Annotated in this window: 20 protein-coding genes; 1 reads left to right on the top strand and 19 read right to left on the bottom strand. The window is 64.1% G+C overall.

Annotated features, from left to right (window positions below):
* Window positions 1–304: 304 nt before the first annotated feature.
* The 12 genes from galK to J3L12_RS08925 all read right to left on the bottom strand — a co-directional run bounded on the left by galK (window position 305) and on the right by J3L12_RS08925 (window position 14,438).
* Window positions 305–1,354 carry a galactokinase gene (gene galK / locus J3L12_RS08980; protein WP_208014712.1) on the bottom strand — a complete coding sequence of 350 codons (1,050 nt, stop codon included), beginning with the start codon at window positions 1,352–1,354 and terminating at the stop codon, window positions 305–307.
* Between the two features lie 142 nt (window positions 1,355–1,496).
* The gene (locus J3L12_RS08975; protein ID WP_208014711.1) at window positions 1,497–2,501 is read right to left on the bottom strand and encodes a M24 family metallopeptidase; all 1,005 of its coding nucleotides are present in this window, start codon (window positions 2,499–2,501) and stop codon (window positions 1,497–1,499) included.
* A gap of 179 nt (window positions 2,502–2,680) precedes the next feature.
* Window positions 2,681–3,721: a galactose-1-phosphate uridylyltransferase gene (galT, locus tag J3L12_RS08970; RefSeq protein ID WP_208014710.1), complete on the bottom strand. Its 1,041-nt coding sequence runs from the start codon at window positions 3,719–3,721 to the stop codon at window positions 2,681–2,683.
* 83 nt (window positions 3,722–3,804) lie between these two features.
* Window positions 3,805–5,253, bottom strand: a complete 1,449-nt coding sequence (locus tag J3L12_RS08965; RefSeq protein ID WP_208014709.1) for a glycoside hydrolase family 36 protein — start codon at window positions 5,251–5,253, stop codon at window positions 3,805–3,807.
* Window positions 5,254–5,255: 2 nt separating this feature from the next.
* Window positions 5,256–7,199 (bottom strand): beta-galactosidase, encoded by a 1,944-nt coding sequence (locus tag J3L12_RS08960; protein ID WP_208014708.1) that lies wholly within the window; start codon window positions 7,197–7,199, stop codon window positions 5,256–5,258.
* A 150-nt stretch (window positions 7,200–7,349) separates the two neighbouring features.
* Window positions 7,350–8,360 (bottom strand): carbohydrate ABC transporter permease, encoded by a 1,011-nt coding sequence (locus tag J3L12_RS08955; RefSeq protein WP_208014707.1) that lies wholly within the window; start codon window positions 8,358–8,360, stop codon window positions 7,350–7,352.
* Window positions 8,357–9,196, bottom strand: a complete 840-nt coding sequence (locus tag J3L12_RS08950; protein WP_208014706.1) for a sugar ABC transporter permease — start codon at window positions 9,194–9,196, stop codon at window positions 8,357–8,359. The genes J3L12_RS08955 and J3L12_RS08950 overlap by 4 nt, the downstream gene beginning before the upstream one ends.
* Before the next feature lie 197 nt (window positions 9,197–9,393).
* On the bottom strand, window positions 9,394–10,686 hold the full coding sequence (locus J3L12_RS08945; protein ID WP_208014705.1) for a sugar ABC transporter substrate-binding protein: 1,293 nt from the start codon (window positions 10,684–10,686) through the stop codon (window positions 9,394–9,396).
* A gap of 173 nt (window positions 10,687–10,859) precedes the next feature.
* Window positions 10,860–11,645, bottom strand: coding sequence for a DeoR/GlpR family DNA-binding transcription regulator (locus J3L12_RS08940; protein WP_208014704.1), 786 nt, complete (start codon window positions 11,643–11,645; stop codon window positions 10,860–10,862).
* Window positions 11,646–11,866: 221 nt separating this feature from the next.
* Window positions 11,867–13,228: a HAMP domain-containing sensor histidine kinase gene (locus J3L12_RS08935; protein WP_208014703.1), complete on the bottom strand. Its 1,362-nt coding sequence runs from the start codon at window positions 13,226–13,228 to the stop codon at window positions 11,867–11,869.
* 179 nt (window positions 13,229–13,407) lie between these two features.
* Window positions 13,408–14,082, bottom strand: coding sequence for a response regulator transcription factor (locus tag J3L12_RS08930; RefSeq protein ID WP_208014702.1), 675 nt, complete (start codon window positions 14,080–14,082; stop codon window positions 13,408–13,410).
* Window positions 14,079–14,438, bottom strand: coding sequence for a hypothetical protein (locus J3L12_RS08925; protein ID WP_208014701.1), 360 nt, complete (start codon window positions 14,436–14,438; stop codon window positions 14,079–14,081). Before J3L12_RS08925 ends, J3L12_RS08930 begins: the two co-directional genes overlap by 4 nt.
* 677 nt (window positions 14,439–15,115) lie before the next feature.
* Between J3L12_RS08925 and J3L12_RS08920 the strand changes: the two genes are divergently transcribed.
* A complete protein-coding gene (locus tag J3L12_RS08920) occupies window positions 15,116–16,324 on the top strand; it encodes an extracellular solute-binding protein (RefSeq protein WP_208014700.1) in 1,209 nt (402 codons plus the stop codon).
* Window positions 16,325–16,328: 4 nt separating this feature from the next.
* Here J3L12_RS08920 and J3L12_RS08915 read toward each other — a convergent pair whose 3' ends face one another.
* The 7 genes from J3L12_RS08915 to J3L12_RS08885 are packed head-to-tail and all read right to left on the bottom strand — an operon-like array spanning window position 16,329 to window position 23,870.
* On the bottom strand, window positions 16,329–18,851 hold the full coding sequence (locus tag J3L12_RS08915) for a cation-transporting P-type ATPase (RefSeq protein ID WP_243455084.1): 2,523 nt from the start codon (window positions 18,849–18,851) through the stop codon (window positions 16,329–16,331).
* Between the two features lie 5 nt (window positions 18,852–18,856).
* Entirely contained in the window at window positions 18,857–19,339 is a 483-nt protein-coding gene (locus J3L12_RS08910) for a hydrogenase maturation protease (protein ID WP_208014699.1), read from the bottom strand.
* Window positions 19,329–20,639 (bottom strand): Ni/Fe hydrogenase subunit alpha, encoded by a 1,311-nt coding sequence (locus J3L12_RS08905; RefSeq protein ID WP_208014698.1) that lies wholly within the window; start codon window positions 20,637–20,639, stop codon window positions 19,329–19,331. The genes J3L12_RS08910 and J3L12_RS08905 overlap by 11 nt, the downstream gene beginning before the upstream one ends.
* The gene (locus J3L12_RS08900) at window positions 20,632–21,411 is read right to left on the bottom strand and encodes a hypothetical protein (protein WP_208014697.1); all 780 of its coding nucleotides are present in this window, start codon (window positions 21,409–21,411) and stop codon (window positions 20,632–20,634) included. The genes J3L12_RS08905 and J3L12_RS08900 overlap by 8 nt, the downstream gene beginning before the upstream one ends.
* Complete coding sequence (locus tag J3L12_RS08895) at window positions 21,412–22,275, bottom strand: FAD/NAD(P)-binding protein (protein ID WP_208014696.1); 864 nt, start codon at window positions 22,273–22,275, stop codon at window positions 21,412–21,414. It abuts the gene before it with no gap.
* Window positions 22,259–22,726 carry a Crp/Fnr family transcriptional regulator gene (locus tag J3L12_RS08890; protein WP_208014695.1) on the bottom strand — a complete coding sequence of 156 codons (468 nt, stop codon included), beginning with the start codon at window positions 22,724–22,726 and terminating at the stop codon, window positions 22,259–22,261. The genes J3L12_RS08895 and J3L12_RS08890 overlap by 17 nt, the downstream gene beginning before the upstream one ends.
* A complete protein-coding gene (locus J3L12_RS08885; protein WP_208014694.1) occupies window positions 22,719–23,870 on the bottom strand; it encodes a 4Fe-4S dicluster domain-containing protein in 1,152 nt (383 codons plus the stop codon). The genes J3L12_RS08890 and J3L12_RS08885 overlap by 8 nt, the downstream gene beginning before the upstream one ends.
* Window positions 23,871–24,409: the final 539 nt, after the last annotated feature.

The raw sequence follows: 24,409 nt of genomic DNA, 5'->3' as shown, positions 1-24,409 counted from the left end.
TTGGGTTCGTAACCTGCGTCTAGGCCCAGGCGCATTCTCGTTTTCGTGGGCAGCCACGTCTGTGAAGGCGCGATATGCAATTACAGCACTATTTGTGACTTTGATGCACCCTTCTAATTGCGACTGCAGGCTCTTATCATTTGCCTGAGCATCGTCGCTTCAACCCCTCACCCGGCGACAGCGGTTACCACCAGAATTGCTTTATTTGGCAAAAGGGGCACCAAACTAGCCAGCGCTGTCGCCACCCTTTCCCGCCAGGGGAGAGGGAAAGGGGAAAACGATAAAAGCCTCATTGCGGCTGGTCTCATAGAAATCTGGCCCTGGGATAATCCTGCATGACCCCTTTTTTGAATTCTTCGTAGCGGGCCTCTTCCACCAGCGCCACCGTCGAACCGCCAAAACCGGCCCCGGTCAGGCGGGCGCCCACCGCGCCGTGGCGCAGTTCGGCTTCTACAAGCTGGTCCAGCTCGGGAATGGAAACCTGGTAATCGTCGCGCAGCGAGGCATGCGAGGCCACCATCAGCTCGCCAAAGCGCCGGACGTTGCCCTGTTCCAGCGCCTGTACGCCATCCAGCACCCGCTGGTTTTCGGTTACCACGTGGCGGGCGCGGCGGTTGAGGGGCTCGGGCAGGGTGTGGATGCGGGGGAGGTCGGCGGGGGAAAGTTCGCGCAGCGACTGCACCCCCAGCAGGGCACAGGCCTGTTCGCACTCGCTGCGGCGGGTGTTGTAGCCCGACTCGGCCAGGCGGCGGGGTACGCTCGAGTCCACCACCGCCACCCGGTAGCCCTGGGGCAGGGGCACCAGCCTTGTGGTGAGGTCGCGGGTGTCCAGCAACAGCGCGTAGCCGGGCCGCCCCACCGACGAGGCCATCTGATCCATAATGCCGCAGCGCACCCCCACGTACTCCACCTCGGCTTGCTGGGCCAGCAGGGCAATCTGCACATCGTCCAAAGGTAGCTGATACAGTTCGCGCAAAGCCCGCAGGGTGGCCACCTCCAGCGCCGCCGAGCTGGAAAGCCCGCCGGTCATGGGCACCTCGCTATGCACATAGGCCCGCAAGCCCGGTACGGCGTGCCCGTGCTGGCGCAGCACCCACACACAGCCCGCCAGATAGTCCAGCCAGTCGCCTTGCTTGGGTTCGCCCAGCCCTCGGCTTTTGCGTTCCCGAAAGGTCTCCGCATAGACCTCGAGGCCCTCGGCAGGGGCGGCTTCAATGTAGGTCTGGTAGGAGAGGGGCGTGGGGAAGACAAAGCCCCCGTTGTAGTCGGTGTGTTCGCCCAGCAGGTTGACGCGGCCCGGCGCCGAGACGCGCACGGTGGGTTCAGTGCCGAAGATTTCCTTGAACGTGCTCATTCTTTGCTCCGTGGTGCGCTTTAAGTTGCGCCCGTATAAGGTTTAGAGATGAATCCAGGCTGCGCTAGAAAATCATGCTCCGGGTGCAATACCCGAATGATTTTTCGATCGTGCCATTATCCAAAACATAGGCGGGAGGCACTTAGCCCTCGAGCACCCCTGGGCGCGTGCGCCCAGCTACCTCGAGGGTGGGCCAGGTGGGGTCGTGGGTGAGGTTTTCCAGGCCGGTTTCGGTGAGCAGGAAGGTGTCCTCTACCTTGGCCCCCGGCAGGCTGGGGTTCCAGGCCAGGGCCATGCCGACCTCGAGGCGGGTGGGGTTGCCGGGACGGGCCAGCACCTCGCGGCTACGGTAGCCAGTCAGACCGCCCTGGTGGTGGTTTTCAAACTCCTCGGTGCGGCCAATGCGCCGGTAGGCCAAGCGCATCTGCTCCAGCACCTCGCCTAAGGTGGCCCCAGGCCGGGAGGCCTCCAGTGCAGCCGCCTCGACCTGGCAGATTTGCTCGTTGAGGCTGCGGGCCTCGGGGTGCCCAAAACTGCGCAGACGGCTCACGTTGGCAAAGAGGCCGTGTCGCCGCCCGCAGATAACCCCCATGAAGAGCCGCCCCAGGGGCCGCCGGGTGGGGATGGGGTGGCGGTAGCGGAAAAGCCGCTCCTCGCCGGCCACCAGCAGCACCAGGGGCTGTATGCCCTTGGAAAGGAGTTCCTCGCTGATGGCTCCGGCCAGGTCGTACTCGCTCCAGCCGGGGTCGGCAAAGCGAAGGCTTTCGCCCAGGGCCATGGCCGCCTCACGGCCCAGGGCACGGTAGCGCTCCTGCTCCGCGGGGGAGAGCACCAGCCGTAAAGGGGTGAGGTCGTGCTCGAGGTCGCTGGGCCCCTGGGGGGCCGGGGGGCTGTACCAGGGGTAGCGGTGTACCTCGAGGCCCGGCGTTTCCTCGTCGAGGAGCCGCCCCGCCTCGATTTGCGAGGCATGCAGACGCACCGTTTCGGGGGTCACCTCGAGCCAGGCCGCTACCGGGCGAAAGGTGACCACGGTATTGTCGCCGCCCCCGGTGAGCCAGGCAAAGTTCTCCGGTTGCTGCACAAAAAAGCGCTCGAGGCCCTGGTTTTCCATCCAGGCACGCAGACGGGCCAGTGCAAAAGGGTTCATATCTCAGCCTACCGCCTTTTTGTTACATGAGCCTGTAGCAAGTCCAGAGTCCATGATCTATAGCCGATGGTCTACGGTGAATCTGAAGGCCGCTACATCAGAGTCATCTGGACCATTGGCGGCTAACAACCCCTGGCCTCCGCCAAAAGCCCATGAGCCTCATGGAAGGCCCGCTGCAACTATATCTCCACCTCCCGCAGCACCTTGGCGGTTTCCTCGGGCAGGGCGTCCATGGCAAAGGTGCCGGCGGCAATCTCGGTGCCGGCCAGGTATTTGAGTTTGTCGGCGGTGCGCAGGGCGGGGTAGAACTCCACATGGAAATGGAAAATGGCCTCGGCTCCTTTGGGCGCAGCGTGCAGGGCCATCACGTAGGGCATGGGTTTGTGGAAGAGGTTATCCAGCTTTTGCACCACCTGGCCCAGCATCCGGGCGAAGCTCTGGGTTTCGGCCTGGCTGAAGGTCCACAGGCCGGGGTGGAACCGCTTGGGGAAGACCAGCACCTCGTAGGGGTAGCGGGCGTAGGGGGGGACGCAGGCCAGGGTGTGTTCGTCCTCGAGCACGGTGTAAGGGCCTAAGTGGGGCATCAGGTTCAGCAACACCGGGCTTTTCTGGAAAGCCTCGAGCTCCTTTTGCAGGATGGGCGGAACCCAGGGGTAGGCGTAAATCTGCCCGTGGGGGTGGTGCAGCGTCACTCCCATCTGCTCGCCCCGGTTCTCGAAGGGCATCACGTACTGGATGTGTTCGCGGGCGTAGAGGTCGCGGTAGCGGTCGGCCCAGACCTGCACCAAAAGCTCGCGCCGCTCGGGGCTGAGCGAGGCGATGCTGCCGCTGTGCTCGGGGGTGTAGACCACCACCTCGCAGTCGCCCCTGGCATCGCGGGTGGGGATGGCAAGGCCCTGGGGAGGTTCTCCTGCGTGGGGCGAGAGCGAGGGCCAGCGGTTTTGAAAGACGGCAATCTCGAAATCCTCAAAGGGGATTTCGGTGGGAAAGCCGCCGGGCTTGCTGGGGGCCAGGGGGTCGTATTCCCTGGGGGGCAGAAAGGTGCGGCCCTGGCGGCTGGCGGCAAACACCACCCACTCCTGCCGCAGGGGATGCCAGCGGGCGTGGGACTGGGCCTGGCCGGTGTTTTCTCCCTCCTCGAGGGCGGGCAGGGTGTGGGGCGCCAGCCCATACAGGTAGAGCAGGCGGCCATCTTTTTTGGGATAGGTGCGTTTGTGCATCATAACCTCAAAGGTCGGTGGCGTAGATAGATTGTTGCGATACAGGTGTGCTTGGTCTGATTCCGCCCTATCTGGGGTACCGACTACAGCCAGCTCGAGAAATCCACCTCGCGCTCGCCGATTTTGAAGCTGTAGGGGCCGGTTTGCTCGATGCTAGGGGTGGCCTCGAGCCAGGCCCTGAGCTGCTCCCGCTCCTCAGCGTCCAGCCATTCGGGGGGGTCGGAGGTAGCCTTGAAGCCCGAAACCAGTGCCAGGTCTTGTAGCACCGCGCGCTGCGCCGGGGTCAGCAGGTTGTAGCGGGTGCGGAAGTAGGCCACATCGGGGTCGGTATGTACCAGGGGTTTCAGCCAGAGCCGGTGCAGGCTGGTTCGCAGGGCGTTGTAGGCGCTGGGGCCGGTGGGGTCGTGCAGGAACACCCGCCGGTCTTCGTTGTCCCAGTAAGGGGCCACATCCGGCCCAATGCGAAGTCCATCCACCAGCCCCAGCGAGGCGATAATGGGCGCTCCACAGGCCAGAATGTACACATCGTCGCCGGCGGCCTCGCGGAGGATGCGCAGCGCCTCGCGGTAGGCGTCCTCGCGCGACTCCCCGCCTGATCTTTTACCTGGCAGGGCGGCGGCGAACAAGAAGTCGAGCTTCAGGTAGCGGTAGCCCCAGCTCCGCACCGTCTGGATCAGGCTGCGCAGCCAGTACTGCACCGCCGGTAGGGTTACGTCCAGTGCGTAGTAGCCGCCCCAGTTGCTGCCTGCCGAGACCAGCTCGCCCTGCTCGTCGCGCAGGAACCAGTCGGGGTGTTCCTTGAACAGGCTGGAGCTGGGCCGGGCAATAAAGGGGGCCAGCCAGAGGCCGGGGGTCAGACCCTGGCTCTGGGCCCTGAGCGCAATGGCGCTCATGCCGGAGGGGAACTTGTGGTTGGGCTCCCAGTCGCCCATGTTCTGCTGCCAGCCGTCGTCTACCTGAAACACCTCGAAGGGCAGCCCCTGCAAACCGGCAATGGTCTGGAGCAGCTGGCCTTCGGAGATGTCGCTGTAGTAGCTATACCAGCTGCACCACACCCGGGGGGCGGCCTGCGGGGCCCGCACCCCCAGGGTGGTGGCGAGGAGTTCGGCGTAGCGGTTCAGAACCTGCGGGGCTTCGCCATAGGCCAGAAACCACTGCATCTCGTGATCGCAGGTGCCCTTCAGGCTCAGGCGGTCGGCCTCGATGCGGGCGCCGGGCCGCAAGGCGCCCAGCAGGAGCATCCGCCCGTCGTAGCCCTCGAGGCCCCCCAGGCCACTACCGCCGTGGACGGGCGAGAGGGCGTAGGCGGGGTCGTCGCACTGGGGGCGGCGTTCGGGCGGCAGGATGGGCCGGGGGTTTTCCTTGAGGCTGACCCAGGCGGCCTCGCTCCAGCTCTGCCAGCCGTGCTTGAAAAACAGGGTGCGGCCAAAAGGGTGACCAATCTGGACGTGCTTGCCGTGCAACAGATAGCCGCCCAGGGTCTCCTCGAGCTTGCCCGCACTAATGTGGAAGTCATAGCCCTGAATCTGCATGCTTACCCCTCTTTCCAGATGCAGAAATTATAGGCCTCGAGGGTGGGGCCACCTATCAGGAACCGAGCGCCTGCGGGGGCGGGGGCGGGTTGGGGCTGGCCCGTGTAGTTGAAGGCGAAAACCCAGTCACCGCGCCGACGAATACGCACGCCCTCGGGTACGGGGTGAACCGGCAAACCCAGGCCTTGGGCCAGGGAGCCCAGGTAGCTTTGCAGGAAACCCTGGCCCGGCCAGAAGGCCAGGTAGTGGTGGTTCTGGTGCTGGTACAAGGCGCCCTTGCCATCGCCAAAGGTGGCCTGGGGGGGCAGCTCCGATTCAACCCACTCCCGCCACACCTCGGCTGGCCACTCCTGGCCGTTCCAGCGCACCGGCTCGGACAGCCCAGGGCGGGTGCTCTCCACCCGCGTCACCCTGAGCGGCAGTAAATCCTGCAAGCGCCCCGGCGGTAGGGTGGGTGGAATGCCCAGATGCTCGGTTTTAGAACCGCTCCGGGGGCCCCACACCACCACACCCTGGGCGTGGCGGAAGGCTTCCAGGGCGGCCTCGGAGACCATGGGCAGGCTGGGCACCACCACCAGCCGGTAAGGCTCCAGGCGGGCCCCAGGGGGCACAAAGTCTACGTCCAGGCCCAGCCCGCGCAGCGCTTTGTAAAACACCCAGACCAGGTCGCGGTACACAAACGCCCTGCCCTGGGGCTGAATCCGGTAGACCCAGTCGGCCTCGTAGTCGAAGACCAGCGCCACCGGGGCGGGGCTGCTTTGGGGCAGGGGGCCCAGGTTCTGGAGCTCCTCGGCCACCCGTGCGGCTTCAAAGAAGCCCACATCCGGCTCAAAGTCGGGGCGGTTGAGGCCGGCGTGGAACTGCTCCTGCGCCTTGGGAAACTGCCGCCAGCGGAAGTAGCTCACCACCTCGGCCCCGTGGGCCAGCGCCTCCCAGGTCCACAGCCGCACCATGCCGGGCGCGGGGGAGGGGTTGTGGTGGGCCCAGTTCACCGGCCCCGGCTGCTGCTCCATCACCCACCAGCGGGGCTTTACCCCGCGGTAGAGGTCGTGGTGGAAGGCGGCCATGTCGGGGTGGCCGGTGCGGGCGTAGCGGACTTTTTCGGCTTCGGTGCAGGGCAGTACGTCCATATCGGTAAAGCCCAGGGGGTAGCTGTCCCACCCGGCGATGTCTAAGTCCTGGGCCAGCTTGAAGTGGTCGAAGTCCGGGGTGTAGCCCATGAAGTTGTGCACGATAAAGCGCCCCGGCGAGTGGGCCCGCAGAATTTCCACCTGCATCCGGTTGAAGCTGGCTACCTGCTCGGAGCTGAAGCGGTAGAACTCGAGCCAGTGGGCGGGGTTGGCCTCGGTAACGGTCTGGTGGGGGAGGTCAATTTCGGCAAAGGAGCGGTACTCCATGCTCCAGAAAACGTTGCCCCAGGCCTCGTTCAGCGCCTCGATGCGCTGGTAGCGGGCCTGGAGCCACAGCCTAAAAGCCCGCAGGTCTTCGGGGCCAAAGCTGCGGGTGGTGTCGTGGCAGCCGTACTCGTTGTCGGTCTGCCAGCCCGCTACGTGGGGGTTCTGGCCGTAGCGCCGGGCCAGCAGGGTCACGATGCGGCGGGCCTCCTCGCGGTAGACCCGGCTGCTGAAGCTGTAGTGGCGGCGCGAGCCAAAGCCGCGCACCCGGCCCTCCCTGTCCACCGCCAGGATCTCGGGGTGGCGGTCTATGAGCCACTTGGGCGGGGTGGCGGTAGGGGTGCCCAGCACCACTTTGAGCCCGGCTTTGCCCAGGGTTTCGATGGCCTCATCCAGCCAGGCCCAGTCGAAGAGTCCGGGCTCGGGCTCGAGGCGGCTCCAGGCAAACTCGCCGATGCGCACGTAGCTGAGGCCCAGCGCACGCATGCGCCGGGCATCCTCGGCCCAGCGTTCGCGGGGCCAGTGTTCGGGGTAGTAGCAGACTCCTAGCATAGGTTGAAAGGTGGGCTCGAGGGTACATCAGGGGGGTTTGTGCTCGGAGGGTTTCGTTTGAAGCCTGAGAGGCAGCGTTGGTGGGGGTGTGGACGGGTCAGTTTGGCGAAGTGCTGAGCGAATCCGAGAACAAACCGACCGATTGGGCGCTCAGTCTTTCACCCCTCCCGCCGTGATGCCTGCAATGAAGTACCGCTGCAGGAACAGGAACAAAATCAGGAAAGGCAGCGTGGTCATCACGGCCCCCACCATGATGCCTCCCCACGAAACCCGCGTCAGCCCAATCAGGGAGCCCAGTGCCACCGGAGCGGTTTGCATGGCCCGATCCGAGAGCACCAGCAAGGGCCACAGATAGTCGTTCCAGGAGGCCAGGAACAGGATAATGGCCAGGGCTGCCATGGCCGGAAGTACCAGCGGCACGGCTATGCGGAAGAAGATGCGAAACTCGCCCGCCCCGTCTATGCGGGCCGCTTCCAGCAGGCTTTGCGGCACACTCAGGAAGTTCTGCCGCATGAAAAACACCCCCAGGCTGTTGGCCAGCGAGGGCAGAATCACCGCCCAGTAGGTGTTGGTCAGGCGGAAGTCGAAGGTTATGGCCTCACGCAGCGCCGGTACGCCCCACACCAGGTAAGCCAGCCCGGCCACCCCGTAGCCGACCCAGGCCAGCCGCCCCAGGGTGGGCGAGAATTTCAACCAGGCCAAAAGGGCCGCAATCCCGCCAAACACCGCCATCCCGATCAGGATGGCCAGCAGGGTTTTGGCCTCGCGGGCTACCAGAATGAACTGCGGAATCACCACCGCGAAATAGGGGATGGTCAGGGTGGCAATCACCAGCGAGAACACCACCCCCTTGCCCCAGAAATCGAAGCGGGCAAAGGCATAGCCGGCCAGGCTGGTCAAAAAGATCGAGAGAATGGTGTAGATACCTGCGACCATGATGCTGTTGAAGAGGGTTCGCAGGAAGTTGGTGTCGGCTTGCAGGCTTTGCAGGTTGACGGCAAACTGATTGCCCGGCAAGACCGGCGTGGGGGTGCTGAAGATGGCAATCTCGGGGTGGGTGGAGAACACAAACATCAGCCACAGCGGGGCCAGCCACAACAGCGCCAGGGGCGTCAGGAACAGGTGCAGCCAGAAACTACGCCACCACAGCCGCCGCTTCACGATTCCCTCCCAAAAAGCCTTAGCTGGATGATGGAGAAGACCAGCGCCAGCAGGGTGATGGCGTAGGCGATGGTGGAGGCGTAGCCAAAATTGATGTTCTGGAAGCCCTGGCGGTACAGATAAACCCCCAGGGTGGTGGTGGCGGTGCCGGGGCCGCCGTTGGTGATGAGCCAGGGCTCGGTGAAGAGCTGCAAGGTGCCGATGATCGAGAGCACCAGGCAAAAGAGCAAGACCGGGCGCAGGCTGGGCACGGTAATGCGCCAGAACTGTTGCCAGGGGCTGGCCCCGTCAATCTCGGCGGCCTCGTAGATGTCTTTGGGGATGCTTTGCAGCCCGGCCAGGATGATGATGGCGTTGTAGCCGGTCCAGCGCCAGGTAAGGGTGATGATGATGACGGCCATAGCGCCCACGGGGTCGAAGATCCAGTTGAGCTGTGTACCCAGGGCTGCATTGACCGCGCCATTCTGATTAAAAAGCAGGCGAAACACCGCCGAGTAGGCCACCGCCCCCACCACCACCGGCGCAAAAAAAGCAAAGCGAAAAAAGCCTCTGGCCCGCAGCAGTTGTGAGTTGAGCGCAACCGCCAGCACGGTTGCCAGGGCCAGCATGAGGGGTACCTGGATGACCAGAATCAGCACCGTGTTGCGCAGGGCGTCCCAAAAAGCCGCATCGCCCAGGATGCGGCCCCAGTTGACGCTGAGGTTCCAGACCGGCGGGGAGACCCGGGTGTTCTGGAACGAGAGCAACAGCGACTCGAGGATCGGCCAGGCCCAGAACAGGGCGAAAATCGCCAGGTAAGGACTCAGAAAAAGATAAGGGGTCGCGCTACGTTTCACGCGTCCTCCCGTACGCCAGTAGGTGTTGCCGGGCAGTACGCGGCTTCTTCCCGTACGGCAGTAGGTGTTGCCGGGCAGTACGCGGCTTCTTCCCGGCCAAAAGTCTGGTTGATAGGTTGCATCTCACAGGATGCTCCAAAGGGATTCTGCTGTTATAAAAGTTTGGGGGTGGGGTTGCCCCCACCCCCACAAAGCGCTTAGCGTGCGATGGGCAGACCGGTGGCCTGCGAGATTTGCTGGGCGGCAGCGTCCAGGGCTGCTTTGGCGTTGGGGAAGCGCCCGGCTACGTAGTCGGCCTGGGTCTTGACCATGATGGCGCGGGCTTCCTGGAAGAACTGGGTGCCACGGGCCGCCGGTACGCTACCCAGGGTGCCCAGAATCTGTTGCCAGATGCGCTGGTTGCCCCAGTAGGCCTGGGGTTGGGCCACATAGGGGTCGCGGGTGGCAGCCAGGAGCGAGGGTACCAGCCCGTACTGCTTGAGCATGGTGACCTGGCCTTCGGTGGTGCCCAGGGCGTAGCGGACAAAAGCCCAGGCCGCCTCTTTGTTGCGCGAGGAGGCCGGAATGGCCAGGGCAGAGCCGCCCAGGTTGGCCGCGCGAACCCCGCCTGCACGCGAAGCAGGCATCAGGTACACCCCCCACTTGCCGCTCTGGTCGGGGGCGTTGGAGCGGATGGTGCCTTCGTACCAGGCCCCGAACATGCTGGTGGCCACTGTGCCGGCCTTGAAGGCCTGGATCTGCTCGTTCCAGCCGCCCTGCATCACGATTCCGGCGTCAATGAGTTTTTTGACCGTCTCGAGGGCGGTCACGCAGCCGGGCTGGTTCACCGTTACGGCGCTGGCTTCGTTGTTGAAGTAGAAGCAACCGTTCTGGTTGGCCAGCATACGGAACCATTCGTCGTCCTGGCCGTTGGCAATGACCCCCACCTTGACCCGGTTGTTGGTGGCCTGGGCAATCTTTTTCCCCGCGGCGATGAAGTCGTCCCAGGTGCGGATGGTGGCGGGGTTGACCCCGGCCTGGCTATAGATGTCGCGCCGGTAGAACATCACCACCGGGCCGGAGTCCCAGGGCATGGCAAAAACCTTGTTGCCCACGGTCAGTTCGGTCCACTTGAAGGCGGGGAACTGGTTACGCAGGGTCGAGGCGGCGGGTTGCAGGGTGTTCAGGTCGGTGAAGCAGTTGGGGAAGCGGGCCCAGAACACCTCGGCTTCGTTGTTTTCGATGGAGTATACGTCGGGCAGGTCGCCGCCGCCCGCCGCACAGCCAGCCAGGCCGCGGTCGTAGGTGGCCTGGTTGCCGATGTCGAGTACCGTGACCTTGACATTGGGGAAGAGCTTGTTGAAGCCGGGGATGTTGGCCTCCAGCGCCTTGGCGGCGATGTCCCAGCTCCACACGGTAATCTCGCCGCGCAGGTTGGGGTTCCCCTGCAATTGTTGGGCCGAGGCCACCGTAAGGGCCAGGGCCGCGCCAAAAACCAGTAGACGTTTCATGTATCCCTCCTTAGATACCCGCCTTTTCCGGGGCTCCTGCCCTGGGCAAAACGAACTGTGGCCCGTGAGCGTAGGAGCGATTAACTTTCCCCGTCAAGGTTCCAGGCGAGTCTAAGGGTGGAGTTCTGAACTTGTCAATAGTTATGGATACTTTCGCAAGGTTTCGAAAGTATTTACCCATCTCGAGCGGCCAGGGCCACCTCGAGGCCCCGCTGCCTTAGTGCCAGCAGGTCTTCGCTTTTGGCCTTGCGGTCGGTAATGAGCAGGTGAGCGGCCTCCAGCGGCCCGATGCGGGCGGCGGCCACCTGCATCAGCTTGCTGTGGTCGGCCAGCACAATGGTCTCGCGGGCGGCCTCCATCATGGCCCGCTTGATCTCGGCCTCTTGCAGGTTGGTGTTGGTGAAGCCCTTGTCGGGGTGAACCCCGTTGCAGCCAATAAAGGCTTTGTCGGCATTAATCTCCTGGAGCAGGAGCGTACCGTAGGGGTTCACCAGCGAGTGCTGCAAAGGCCGCAGAGTGCCCCCCGTGACGATGACCGTGATGCCCGGATGCGACTCCAGGAGCAGTGCAATGTTGAGCCCGCTGGTAATCACCACCACATTCCGTAGCGAGGACGGAAGGGCCTTAGCCAGCTCGGTGGTGGTGCTGCCCACATCCAGAATGATGGTCTCGCCATCGCGCACCAGTGCGGCGGCGTGATGGCCGATGCGCTCTTTCTCTCGGGCGTGTACCTGCCGGGTTTCCTCCAGCGGCAGCTCAAAGCGTTTGGTCTCCGCCGGAACCGCGCCCCCCCGCGTACGGCGCAGCAGGCCCCGCTGCTCCAGATACTCCAGGTCGGTGCGGATGGTAACGGTAGAAACCCCGAAGTGTTCGGCCAGCTGGCGCACCTGCAACCGGCCATCGCGGTGCAGCACCTCCAGGATTTCCTGGTGGCGAAAGGTGGCCTCGAGGGAGGGCATAACGCAAGCATACGAAAGTTTGCAAAGGTGTGCAAATTACAAAAACCCGTACCGGCTCGACCTGTGATCTTGTTTGCTATCTTTGCTTGAACACTTTGCATACTTCGGGAGTGATGAGGTAAGGAGCAGGGAATAGGCGTCGGAGACCCACTGCTTACCTCCTACCACCTACTTCCACTTGTTTACATGTTGAAAGTTGGCTATCCGCTCGATTGTTGAAATTACTCTTCCTCCAGCAAGAGCGGCAAAAACACCGTGAAGCGGGTCTCGCCGGGTCGGCTGGCGACCCGAATCTCGCCCCCGTGGGCCTCGGCAATCTGCTTGGCAATGGCCAGCCCCAGCCCAGTGCCGCCCTCGGGGCCCCTGGCAAACCGCGTGAAGAGCCGGGGCAGCACCTCGGGGGCGATGCCCGGCCCGCGGTCCACAATGGCAAAAGCGGCCCAGGGCTGCTTGGGTGGTTTCATCTCGGGGGTGGAGGTGGTGCGAAGCTCGTCGGCGGACTCGTAGGGGTCGGGGGGGTTGTCGGTGGGTTCCTTGACCATCCAGACCCGCACCTGCACCTTTTCGGGGGCACCGGCAGCCCGTATTGCGTTGGCGATAAGGTTTCGTGCGAGCTGCAAGAGGCGGTCGGGGTCGCCCAGCACCTCGGGAAACTCGGCGGGCATCTTGAGCACCACGCCGGGATACTCGCCCACAGCCTGGCGCAGCAGGTCGCCCAGGTTGACGATGTGGGCATTCACGCTACGCTCGGCCTCGCCCCGGGCCAGGGCCAGCAGGTCCTGCACCATGCGGGCGGTGTGGGCGGCAATTTTGCGGGCCCGCTCGAGCATCTCGGTATCGCTGGGGTTGCGGCTGAGGCGCTCGAGGTAGCCGTTCAGCGAGGTCAGGGGGGTGCGAAGTTCGTGCGAAACCTCGGCCAGAAAGGCCCGTTCGCGGGCCTGGGCCTCGCGCAGCTCGCCCAGCAGGTCGTTGACCTTCTCCACCATTACCCCCAGGTCGTCCTTGGGGCCGGTGTAGTGGATGGGCTCGAGGTTGCGCGGGCCGCGCTTGTCCACCTCGGAGGCCGCCCGGTGCAGCGGAATGAGCGAAAGACGGGCCGCCAGCACAATCAGGAGGGCGCCCAGGGGCAGCAGAAAGGCCATCCCCTGAATCAGGGTGTTGCGCACCGTAACCGAAATACTCTCGATATAGCGGGTATCCTGACTGACCGCTACCACCGCCCCCGGGATTTCCTGATAGGCGGCCATATAGCCAGGGGCGTAATAGGGCTTGGCGGTGCTGCTGGCCGCACGGATATAGTTTTTGGGTACTTTCTGGTCAAAGTCAGGGCTGGGTGCAATCAGGAGCTGCCCACCCGAACTGTAAAAGCTCACGTTTACCGGGCCCGAGCGGGGCAGGCTGATCTCCCCGGCGCGGCCCGAGGCATAGAGCTGGGCTACCTCGTTCACGTAGCGCAACAGGGTACGCTCGACCTGCCCGTACAGACCGAAATTGATGCTGTAGACGGCAATGGTCAGGGTCAAGGCCAGAATCAGCACCCACAGGATCGTATAAGCCAGGATCAGTCGGGTGCGGAAGGACATATTGAGCTCTTCACAGACATGGCCGCCCATCCCGGCGGCCACTGTTCTGTCCAGGACAAAGCTTTCCCATATCCAGATGGCTCAAAATTTGTGAAGAGCGCTCTAAGCCGCGGAGATGGGCCATAAGGGCCATGTTGTTTGCGCTTAGCGCCGAACCCTCTTGGCACGCCACCAGGCGCTCACTCGGCTTCACGCTGGCGCAGGGCGTAACCCACCCCCCGCACGGTACGCAGGTAGCCATAGGCCCCGGCCTCGCGTAGCTTGGAGCGCAGGTTGGCAATGTGGACGTCTACTACGTTGGAGTCGCGCTCGAGCTGGCGTCCCCACAGATGCTCCTCGATCTCCTGGCGGCTAAACACCTTGCCGGCGCGGCTCACGAGGAGCGAGAGCAACTCGAACTCCTTGGGCGAGAGGCGCAGTTCCTGCCCGTCGAAGAGCACCTGGCGTTTGGCCAGATGCACTTCCAGGCCCCCCACACTGATCTGCTCGCCCCCCTCGCGGTGGCGCAGCTGCACCTGGATGCGGGCCAGTAGCTCGGCGGGGTGGAAGGGCTTTACGATGTAGTCATCGGCTCCGTCGGAGAGCAGGCTGACCTTGCGCTCGACCGCATCGGCAGCGGTCAGGACAATGATGGGCACTTCGTAGCCGGCCCGAATGCGGCGGGCCACCTCGCCCCCGTCCAAATCCGGCAAGCCCAGGTCGAGAATGACCAGATCGGGCACCGCTTCGCGCAGGCGCACCAGGCCCGGCATGCCCCCTGGGGCCCAGTCTACGGTGTAGCCGGCCTCGCCAAGCTCGAGCTGCAAGAGGTGAGCAATTTCGGGGTCGTCTTCAATCAGCAGAATGCGTTTCATCGAACCTCCGGCAAGACGCGCCCATTGGGCAGGTTCAGACGGTATGTACGGGTCAAAAGCTCGTTCAGACTAACACGTTCGCCCTGGATCATCAGTGCGATATCCCCCCGGGGGGTGGTGATTCCATTGTACGGGGGGCGGTAGCCTCCATCCACCCGGAACAGCACCCGAACCTCCCGGTTGGCGGGGGCGGGCAGCTTGCTTTGCAAAACCAGGTTGCGTTCATCCACCTGCCAGACCACATACACCGTGAGTAAATCGGGGGACACCACCCGAATCTCGCTTCCCGATGGAATGTAGGGGAGGTTGGGCAGCGGTGCAAGTGCTAATACAAAGGCCAATAGAAGACTGCGCATGGTCACACCACTATGCAAGGCTCCCTGAAAAGGCGCATGGGATTCCGATAAAGGGCATTTTAACCTGATAGAGCGGGGTGGGTGCGGTTCTCAGAATCAAGGGGTGCTCCCTGTGCGCTTGATTGCGTTCAATGCCAGGCAATTCCAGCTTCAATGCTAGTGCAAATACCAGCCCCTAAAGTTTAGCATTTCTTTAGGTGTGAAAGAATGCCTGTGTCACGCCCTTTGGTTACTTCCCCCCTTTGAAGCCCTGAACCGTTCGTAGCCCCTGCAACAGCCCTCCTCCGGGGCCTCGCGGTTGATGGCTGTTATGTCGGCTACGAAATCCTGTGAAGCGGAGCCCCAATGTTTTTCGGTAACGCTTGCATACAGGCCAGCCCCCACCAGCCCCGCAAGGGCGGCCCCTCGGGCCGGGCCTTACTCGATGGGGGTGCGGGTCAATGGCAGGGCCAACGTACTACCCAGAACGCTCTTCGCGAATCTCGAGCCATCCGACCTCAAGGAAGCCCTATCCCGAACAGAACAGTGGTCATCGGAAAACTCGAAACCCAAGTACCCGTTGGGGTGCGCAACCTGCATCTGGCTCAGACGCATTCTCGTTTTCGCGGGCAACAACGTTGGTGAAGGTCGGGATATGTCTTCAGGGTGCCTTCAGAATTTTGTCCTAAGCTAAACCAGTGAACGTTGCGCTCCTACGATGGCTGTCTATAGGCTTGTTGTGTGGCATTGCCTACGCCCAAAGACCCGTAGAAATTTCTTTCTGGCACACGTTGGACTCTCCTGGGCGGGAGGCGCTGGAAAAAATTGTGGGCGAGTTCAATGGCCGCCAGCGGGAGTACCGCATTGCAGCGCAGTACGTGGGCGACCTGCGCGAAGGGGGCCTCAAGCTCACCTCGGCCATCCGGGCAGGTAATCCACCCCAGCTTTACTATGGCGAGGTCTCGTTTGTCAGCCGGGCCGTGCAGGAGAACCTGGCCCTGCCGCTGGACGAATACCTGGGTAATCTGCCCACCGATTTCTATCCGGGGTTGCTCGAGACCGGGCGCTTTCGGGGCCGAACCTATGCCTTGCCGGTGGAGCTGCACCTGCCGGTGCTGTTTTTTAATGCCGACCAGATGGCGGCCCGCCGCCAGAGTCCGCCCCAGACCTGGGAAGCCCTGGCCGCAGTGGCCGAGCAACTGACCACTCGAGCAGCCCGCGGTTTTACCATCCTGAGCGACATTTACAGCTTCAATGCGGTAGTGATGAGCCGGGGTGGGCAACTGGTGCGCGATGGACGTCCCAACTTCACCGATGCCAGGGTGGTGCAGAGCCTCGAGTATTTGCAAAGCCTGGTGCGTGCGGGGAGTGCCCAGAGCCGTAACATCGCCGAGGCCCAGTTTGCCCTGGTGGACTTTGTGCGTACCAAAACCTTTATGGGTATCGCGCCGGTAACGGTCTGGCCGGTGCTGGAAAACCGCACCCCCATTCCCTTCCGCCTGGGGGTGGCTCCCGTGCCCCGCACACCCGACGGCAAGCTGCCGCTGGCCGGGGGGAATCTGATGGTGTTGCGCGGGGCCAGCGAGGCCCAGGCCAGAGGGGTGGTGGCCCTGTGGCGCTACTGGATGGAGCCTGCCAGCATGGCCGAGTGGGTCAAGGCCACCTACTGCCTGCCCATGCGCCGCGCGGCCCAGCCTTTGCTAGAGGATTTCTACCGTGAAGACCCCCGCCGCCGGGTGGCCTTTAGCGGCCTCGAGCAGGCGGCCTCCTGGGCACAGGACCCCGAAGTGACCCTCTGGTACAGCTTCCTGGAAGATGCCCTCGAGCGTGTCCTGAAGGGCAATGCCAACCCCCGCCAGGCCCTCGAGGAGGCCCAGCGTAGGGCCTTGGCAGTGGAGCGCCGCTGAGAGCCTATAGCCGGGTGGTAGTATTGCGCCGTCCTTCAGCTATGGCTTGCCGGGTGTAGGGCAGACCCCGGTGGTTACGCCAAAAGATGCGGCTGGTTAGCTCGGCCAGGCCCCAGGCCAACAGGGCTGTGCCGAGTAGCACCCCCCAGAGCAGCAGGGGCAGCGGAACCAGATCCAGCGCAAGAATACTGGCGGGGAGCATGCCTACCAGGAACTGTACGGCCATCCCCAGCAGCACCGCGCCGTGAAGCCAGAGGTTGGGCAGGGGAAACAGGTGGGTGTGGCGGGCGGGGTAGGCAAAGAAAAGCTGTCCAATAGCCATGAAGTGGAAGGTAGCGCTGCGGGTGGCCTCGAGGCTATACCCCCAGCGCGGCAGCAAGCCCAAAAGCCCCAGTGCGCACAGCGCCTTGATGATTCCGCTCACCAGCACAAAGCGCAGGGAAGGGCCATCCAGCAAGGGGGCCTTGGGAGGCCGGGGCGGGTGCTGCATGACGCTGGGGTTTTTGTCCAGGGTGAGCGAGAGGGCGGGCAGGCCATCGGTAATCAGATTAATCCACAGGATTTGCACCGCCGTGAGGGGGAGCAGCAGGGCTCCGGTGGCATCCCGCAGGTTCAGGAGGGCCGCAGCCAGGGCCCCAATGGCCACTACCAGCACTTCCGAGAGGTTGGTGGAGAACAGGAAGCGAATGAATTTCTGGATGTTCTCGTAGATGTTGCGCCCTTCCTCGATGGCGGTTACGATGGTGGCGAAATTGTCGTCCAGTAAGACCAGGTCGGCCACCTCGCGACTCACGTCCGAGCCGCGCTGTCCCATCGCCACGCCCACATCGGCGCGTTTGAGGGCGGGGGCATCGTTCACGCCGTCGCCGGTCATGGCCACCACTTCGCCGCTGGACTGGAGCAATTCCACCAGCTTGAGCTTGTGCTGGGGCGAGACCCGGGCAAACACATTGACCTCGCGCACCGCCTGGGCCAGGGCCTGGGGGGTGTAGTCTTCCAGGTCGCTACCGGTGATGACGCGTTCGCCGGGAATGCCGATCTGGTGGGCGATGGCCAGGGCTGTGGCAGGGTGGTCGCCGGTGACCATCAAGACCCGGATGCCCGCTGCCTGGGCTTTGCGGATGGCCTCGGGCACTTCGGGCCGGGGCGGATCCCAGAACAGCACCAGACCCAGAAATTGCAGGTTTTCTTCGGTTTCGCCGCGCCCCCAGGCCACCCCCAGCACCCGGTAGCCTTCGGCGGCGTAGGCCAGGGCTTTCTCCTGCCAGGACTGGTACTCGTGTGGGGGCAGGTTGGAGCGCCCCAGCAGTACCTCGGGGGCCCCCTTGAGGTAGCTCACCGGGCCCTGTGGGGCCTCTACCGTGACCCGCTGAAACTTGTGGCTGCTCTCAAAGGCCCGTTCGGAAAGGCGGGGGTGGCTCTGCCGCAGAGTTTCTACCTGTACCCCCTGCCGACCTACGTAGTGCAGCAAGGCCAGATCCATGGGGTCGCCGATGCCGTGGTCGGCGTCGTTGGCTAGGGCCAGGGCTACCTGCGCCAGGGCGGGGTCGGGGCTGTCCAGGGCCCGCACCTCCATGCGGTTTTCGGTGAGGGTGCCGGTTTTGTCGGTGGCAATGACCGTTACCGAGCCCAGCGCTTCTACCGCCGAAAGTTTGCGTACCACCGCCTTGCGGGTGGCCATGCGCTCCACCCCCAGCGAGAGGGTCAGGGTCAGCACCGCCGGAAGCCCCTCGGGCACGGCGGCCACCGCCAGGGCCACGGCAAACAGAAAAACCTGTGGGAGCCGGCCTGCTCCTTCGGTGAAGAGGCCCAGCAGCACCAGCGCCCCGGCCAGCACCAGCACCCACCGGGCTACCTGATTGCCAAAGTGGTGCAGGTCGCGCTCGAGTGGCGTGGGCTCGGCGCGAATCTCGCCCAACAAGGCCGCCAGCTTGCCTAAAGCGCTCTCGGAGCCGGTGCGCAATACCTCGGCAAAGGCCTTGCCCCGCACCAGCAGGGTTCCGCTAAAAAGTTCCTGGCCCACCTCTTTTTCGGCGGGCAGGCTCTCGCCGGTCAAGACCGACTCATCCACCAGCGGGCTGCCTTCCAGAAGCCTCACGTCGGCGGGCACCCGGTCGCCGGCCTCGAGGCGCACCAGGTCGCCGGGTACCAGTTCCCGGCTGGGGCGCTCTGCCCAGGCCCCATCGCGCTCCACCCAGACCAGGGGGCTGGACAGGCGTTTGAGCTTGAGCAGTGCGGCTTCCGATTTGCGCTCCTGCCAGGTGCCCAGGCCTGCGTTGAGCAGCAGAATCAGCCCGATGACCAGGGACTCCAGCGGCCAGCCATGCCGCCCCTCGAGCCACCACCCCCCAAAGTCCACCGCCAGGGCAAAGAGCAGAATGTAGATAAGGGGGCTTTTGAACTGATGCAAAAAGCGTCGCCACAACGCCTCGGAACGCTTCTCGGGCAGGGCGTTGGGGCCGTGGGTGCGCAGGCGTCTTTGAGCTTCTGCTTCGCTTAGTCCGGACAAAGGTCGTTGGGCGTTCATAGCGCTCATTCCTCATGCTGGCATGCGCTGGTTACCAGGGTATTACCTGGGTGGCCCGTTCTGCTCAGAATGGCTTGCACGACCTCCTCGGCGGCTTGCCTCACCTCCGGGCTGAGTGCTTCGCCCAGGCCGAACTGCCGCCCCTCGATGCCGTAGATTACGGTGCGAGGCGGCAAAGAACCCAGGGTGCGGGCGAGCTCGAGGGCCTCGGCCAGGCTGAAGGAGTGGCTGCTGAGGCGTTCAAACACCGCGGGCAGGGGCTCGGGGCCCACCTCCATCACATGCAGGGTTCCCGCCGGGCGGCCCGAGACCACCGCCTCCACTACCCAGGCTTCGTCTGCTCCAGCCAGGCCCTCCACCAGCCGGGTCAGGTCGTCGGTTGCCTCGAAGACCTCGAGGCCCGCCTTCCGCAGACGCCGGGCCACCCAGGGCCCTACCCCATCGTCCTGGCGGTAGGGGTTGCCCAGGGCGAACACTCTAAGGCTCATGCTCGATGTCCAGCCGCAGAAAGTGGGTTGCGCAGGAGATGCAGGGGTCGTAGTTGCGGATGGTCTGCTCGCAGCGCAGGGTGAGTTCGGGCCTGGAAAGTTCCAGGTTCGCGGCCACAAACTGCCGTAGGTCTTCCTCTATCATCTTCTGGTTCTGCGAGGTGGGGGGCACAATTTTGGCCTCGGCAATCAGGCCCTGTTCGTCCATGCGGTAGCGGTGGTAGAGGATGCCGCGCGGGGCCTCGCTGCAACCCGCGCCCGCCCCGGCCCTGGGGGTCACGGGTACACTGGGCGGGTCGGGTTCCTCGTAAGCGTCTATCAGGTGCAGCGCTTCCTCGCAGGCGTACAGGGTCTCCACCGCCCGCACCACGATGCTCTGGAAGGGGTTGCGGCAGACCGACCCCAGACCGGCTTCCCTGGCCACCGCTTGCACCGAGGCCGGAAGCTGGTCATGGTTCAGGTTGTAGCGGGCCAGCGGCCCCACCAGGTAGGGCTGGCCTTTCAGGGTGGCGTGCAGGGCGTTGGAGTGGGCAACGTGCTCTTCGTGGAAGTACTGCTCGAACTCGGCAACCGCAATGTCCAGGCCCCGGTTGGAAACCAGGCGGCCTCCCAGTATGGGGTACTCGCCCTCCTGACGCAGCGAGACAAAGGTGTAGTCGGGTGCGAAATCCGGGAAGTCCAGGCTACCCACAAAACGCACCGTCCGCTGGGCAATTTCACGGGCCCGCTCGAGCCTGTCTCGCAGGGCTAAAAGCTCAGCCTTGCGGGGGACCCGGTAGAAGCCGCCCACCTTCACGTTGATGGGGTGAATCTCCCGCCCGCCCAGCAGGGTCATCAGTTCGCTGCCGGTTTTTTTGAGGGCCAGGGCCTCCTGCACTCGCTGGGGCTGATCCTGGGCCAGCCGCACCGCGTCGGGGTAGCCCAGAAAGTCGGGCAGGTGCAGGAAGTAGATGTGCAGGGTGTGGCTCTCGATCCACTCACCGCAGTACAAAAGCCGCCGCAGGGCCTTGAGCGGGCCCTCCACCTGTACGCCCAGGGCGGCTTCCAGGGCCTGACACGAGCTCATCTGGTAGGCCACCGGACAGATGCCGCAGATGCGGGCGGTGATATCGGGCACCTCGGTAAAACTGCGCCCGCGCAGAAAGGCCTCGAAAAAGCGGGGGGGCTCGAAGATCTCGAGCCGCACCTCCTCCACCTGGCGGCCCTTGACCCGCACATACAGCGCCCCTTCCCCTTCCACACGGGCCAGATTGCCCACCCGAAGGGTTCTGGTTCGGTTCGGTTTGGGGGTCTCACCCATGACGCTCTGCCTCCTTGCTGAATGCCCTGGCCCCGGCGTTGTAGGTGCGGAAAGCCCGCTGCTGGGCTGCTTCGTCCACACCTAGCTGGGTCCACCAGGCGCTCAGAGCCACGGTGTTGGGGTTCTCCTGGGGGCCAAAGCACCCGTAACAGCCCCGCTGGTAGGCGGGGCAGATGGCCCCACAGCCGGCCTGGGTAACCGGCCCCAGGCAGGGGATGCCCTGCGCCACCATCACACAGACCGTGCCCCGGGCCTTGCACTCCAGGCAGACGCTGTGCTGAGGGATGTTGGGCTTGCGTCTGTGCAGAAAAGCCGAGATGACCTCGAGTAGCTGCCCTTTGCTGATCGGGCAACCCCGCAGCTCGAAATCCACCGGTACGTGCGCGGAGATGGGGGTGGAGTGCTTCAGGGTCTGGATGTACTCAGGCCGGGCATAGACGATGCGGGTAAACTCCTCCACATCGGCAAAATTGCGCAGGGCCTGGATGCCCCCTGCGGTCGCGCAGGCGCCAATCGTCACCAAAAACCGGGAGTTCTTGCGGATGGCCTGGATGCGAAGGGCATCGTGGGGGGTGGTGATGGAGCCCTCGACCAGCGAGAGGTCGTAGGGGCCGGGCATGACGGTGCTGGAGGCCTCGAGGAAGTGGGCAATTTGCACGGCGCCGGCTACGGCCAGGAGCTCGTCCTCGCAGTCCAGGAGCGATAGCTGACACCCGTCGCAGGAGGCAAATTTCCAGACCGCCAGGGTGGGTTTGCGCTGTTTGCGGGGCACCTAGACCTCCTTTCGCGTTATCCAGTCGCGCACCTGGGGGAAGGCCAGTACCGGCCCATTCCTGCAGATGAAATGCGGCCCCAGCTGGCAGTGCCCACAAAAGCCCACCGCGCACTTCATGTTGCGTTCCATCGAGAGATAGAGGTTTCCTTCCGGGATGCCTCGCTTGCGCAGCTCGGCGATGGTAAAGCGCATCATTACCTCGGGGCCGACCATCAGGGCGGTGGTTCGTGAGGGGTTTATGGGCAGCGGCGGAATAAGCGAGGTAACCAGCCCCACCGCTCCGTCCCAGTCTCCTTCGGCGCGGTCTACCGTCACCCGCACCGGCGTGGCGCCCGGGGCATGGGAGAGGGTGTACTGCCAGCGCTTGAGTTCCTCGGGAAAAAGCAGATCCCTGGGGGTGCGGGCTCCGTAGAGCAGATAAACCCGCCCATAGTCCTGGCGGTGGTGCAGGAGGTGGTAAATGGCCGGGCGCAGGGGGGGCAGGCCAATCCCGCCCGCCACCATCACCACATCGTGCCCCCGGGCCTGCTCCAGGGGCCAGTGGCTGCCAAAGGGGCCCCGCACCCCTACTACCTCCCCTTTGCGCAGTTTGCACAGGGCCTCGGTGACCGGGCCCACCCGCCGGATGGTCTGCACCAGCCGCTCGGGTTTCTGGGGGTCTCCACTGATGGAGATGGGCACCTCGCCCACCCCAAAGACGTACAGCATGGTGAACTGGCCCGGCTGGAAGCGGAGCGGGGGGCCCGTTTGCGCCTCGAGCTCGAGCGTGACCACATCGGCGGTTTCGCGGATGGCCCGGGCAACCCGAAAGGGGCGGGGCTGCATGGGGTCTACCACGGTAGGGCTAGGAAGGCTGACCATACAAATCCAGTAAGCGAAGTCGGGTGGCTTGCAAGCGCTCGCCGATGACCCTGGAAAAACGCTTGCACAGCTCGTAGCCAAAGTGGTGGTCTTGCTCGGCGCGTGCCCGCACACTGGCGGCATCGAAGGCCAGCAGACGGGTGGCCTGGAAGATGCGGGCGCTGAAGGTTTTGCGGGTCTCGGGTATCATCACCGACCAGCCCAGCACGTCCCCCGGCCCCACCGTCTGTATCACCAGGTCGCCCTGCCCGGGGGCGTGGATTTCCAGCCTCACCAGCCCTTCTTGAATCAGGTAAAAATCCCTGGATTCTTCGCCCTCGCGGTAGAGGTAGTCGCCTACCTCGAACTCGAGCGGCTCGGCCAGCTCGGCCAGCCAGGCCAGGTCTTTGGGGCGCAAGCCCCGGAAGAAAGGGTGCTCGCTCAGGTAGTGCTCGAGGCCAGCTTTAGACATGGGCACCTCCCGCCTCTTTGGGCGCAAACCGTGCTGTTGGAACGTCGTTCATGGCCGCAACTTCTTCGGTCAGGTCTATCCCTACCGGGCACCAGGTGATGCAGCGGCCACACCCTACACAGCCCAGCATGCCAAATTGGTCTTGCCAGGTGGCTAGCTTGTGGGTGAGCCACTGGCGGTAGCGGGCCTGGGTCGAGACCCGCACGCTGCCCCCGTGCAGATAGGAGAAGTCGGCGGTAAAGCAAGAGTCCCAGCGGCGGGTGCGCTCGGCCACCTGGCCCGCAAGGTCGGTGTGGTCCTCCACGCTGGTGCAGAAGCAGGTGGGGCAGACCTGGGTGCAGTTGCCGCAGGAGAGGCAGCGGTTCGCCACCACCTGCCAGCGGGGGTGCTCCAGGCTCTGGTACAAGCGCTCCTTGAGCCCCTGGGTATCCAGGTGACGCATCTGGCGGGCGGCCCGATCTACCAGGGCCAGGGCCTGGTGCCACTCGGCCTCCCGGGCCGTGCGGTGGGCAACCTGATCCAGCAACCGGGCCCCCGCCTCGCTGCCCACCTCTCCTACAAAGTAAGAATGCTCGCCGTCCACCACCTCGGTCAGGGCCAGGTCGAAGCCAGTCTGGGCCCTGGGGCCGCTCTCTACCGAGGCGCAAAAACAGGTATGGCCGGCCTGGGTGCAGTTCACCGCTACGATAAACACCTGTTCGCGCCGGGCCTTGTAGTGCGGGTCCTGGTAAGGCCCCCCCAGAAAGACCCGATCCTGAACCCGGATGGCCTGCAGCTCGCAGGCCCGTACCCCGATGAAGGCGTATTTGGGGCTGGGCTCGGTCTCGGATTCGAAATCGAAACTCCCATTGGTTTTGCGAGCCCGGAACAAGCGCAGGATGGGCGGGTGCAGAAACCGCTTCCAGCTATGGGGCCCCACATTGTAGCCGAACAGGGCCCCGTCGCCCCGCCGCTCCAGTCGGTAGGAGCCCCCCTCCTGACGGTCGGTATAGCCGATGGGAAGATCCTCGAGCTGTTTAAGCTCATCGTAGACGATGGCCCCCTCGCGCACCGTGGGGCCCAGGGTCAGGTAGCCCAGGGCCTTCAGGGCCTGCAATAGCTGAAGGAGCCCTTCGCGTTCCAGTATGAACGGGCCCTTGCTCATGCGTTCCTCCGTTGCTATCAGCCTAACTTTTTGCGCCTGGGCCAAATGACCTTATCTTGCCCTGGCCCATTTGAGCGGGGGAGCACTTGCTCCCCCGTAATACCGGATTCAAAAAGACAGTTGACAACACCAAAGTTCAAGAGGTTGTCTTTTTGAATCCCAGAGCACTCCCGTTGGTCGGGTTGGTTTGTCGCCGTTCGGCGACGAACCAACCAAATCTGGTATAACCCTTCGTGCAACGCGCAGTGAGCCTGAAAGTGCTTGCCCGAGGGCAAGCAGGCTAAGGCCGTAAGGCCTCGAGCCCACTCACGCTCAGCCCGCCCAGCCCCAGGGCCACAATCTGGGCCCGGTTGATCAGGAGGTACTCGAGCTTCTCCTCCAGGGCCCCCATCACTCACGGTGGCGTTGCGCAGGATCAGCACGTTCTCCGGCCCGCCCCACTGGGCCGCGCAGCGCCGGAAGGTCTCGAGGTCGTGAAACTCATCCGGCCCAATTTCATCGCCCAGCACGATGCGTTCGCCCAGAAACACAATCCGTTG

It is taken from the genome of Meiothermus sp. CFH 77666, from assembly GCF_017497985.1.
Taxonomy (GTDB): Bacteria; Deinococcota; Deinococci; order Deinococcales; family Thermaceae; genus Meiothermus.
The sequence above is the reverse complement of the archived record's forward strand: the minus strand, read 5'-3'. Positions and strand labels throughout refer to the sequence as shown.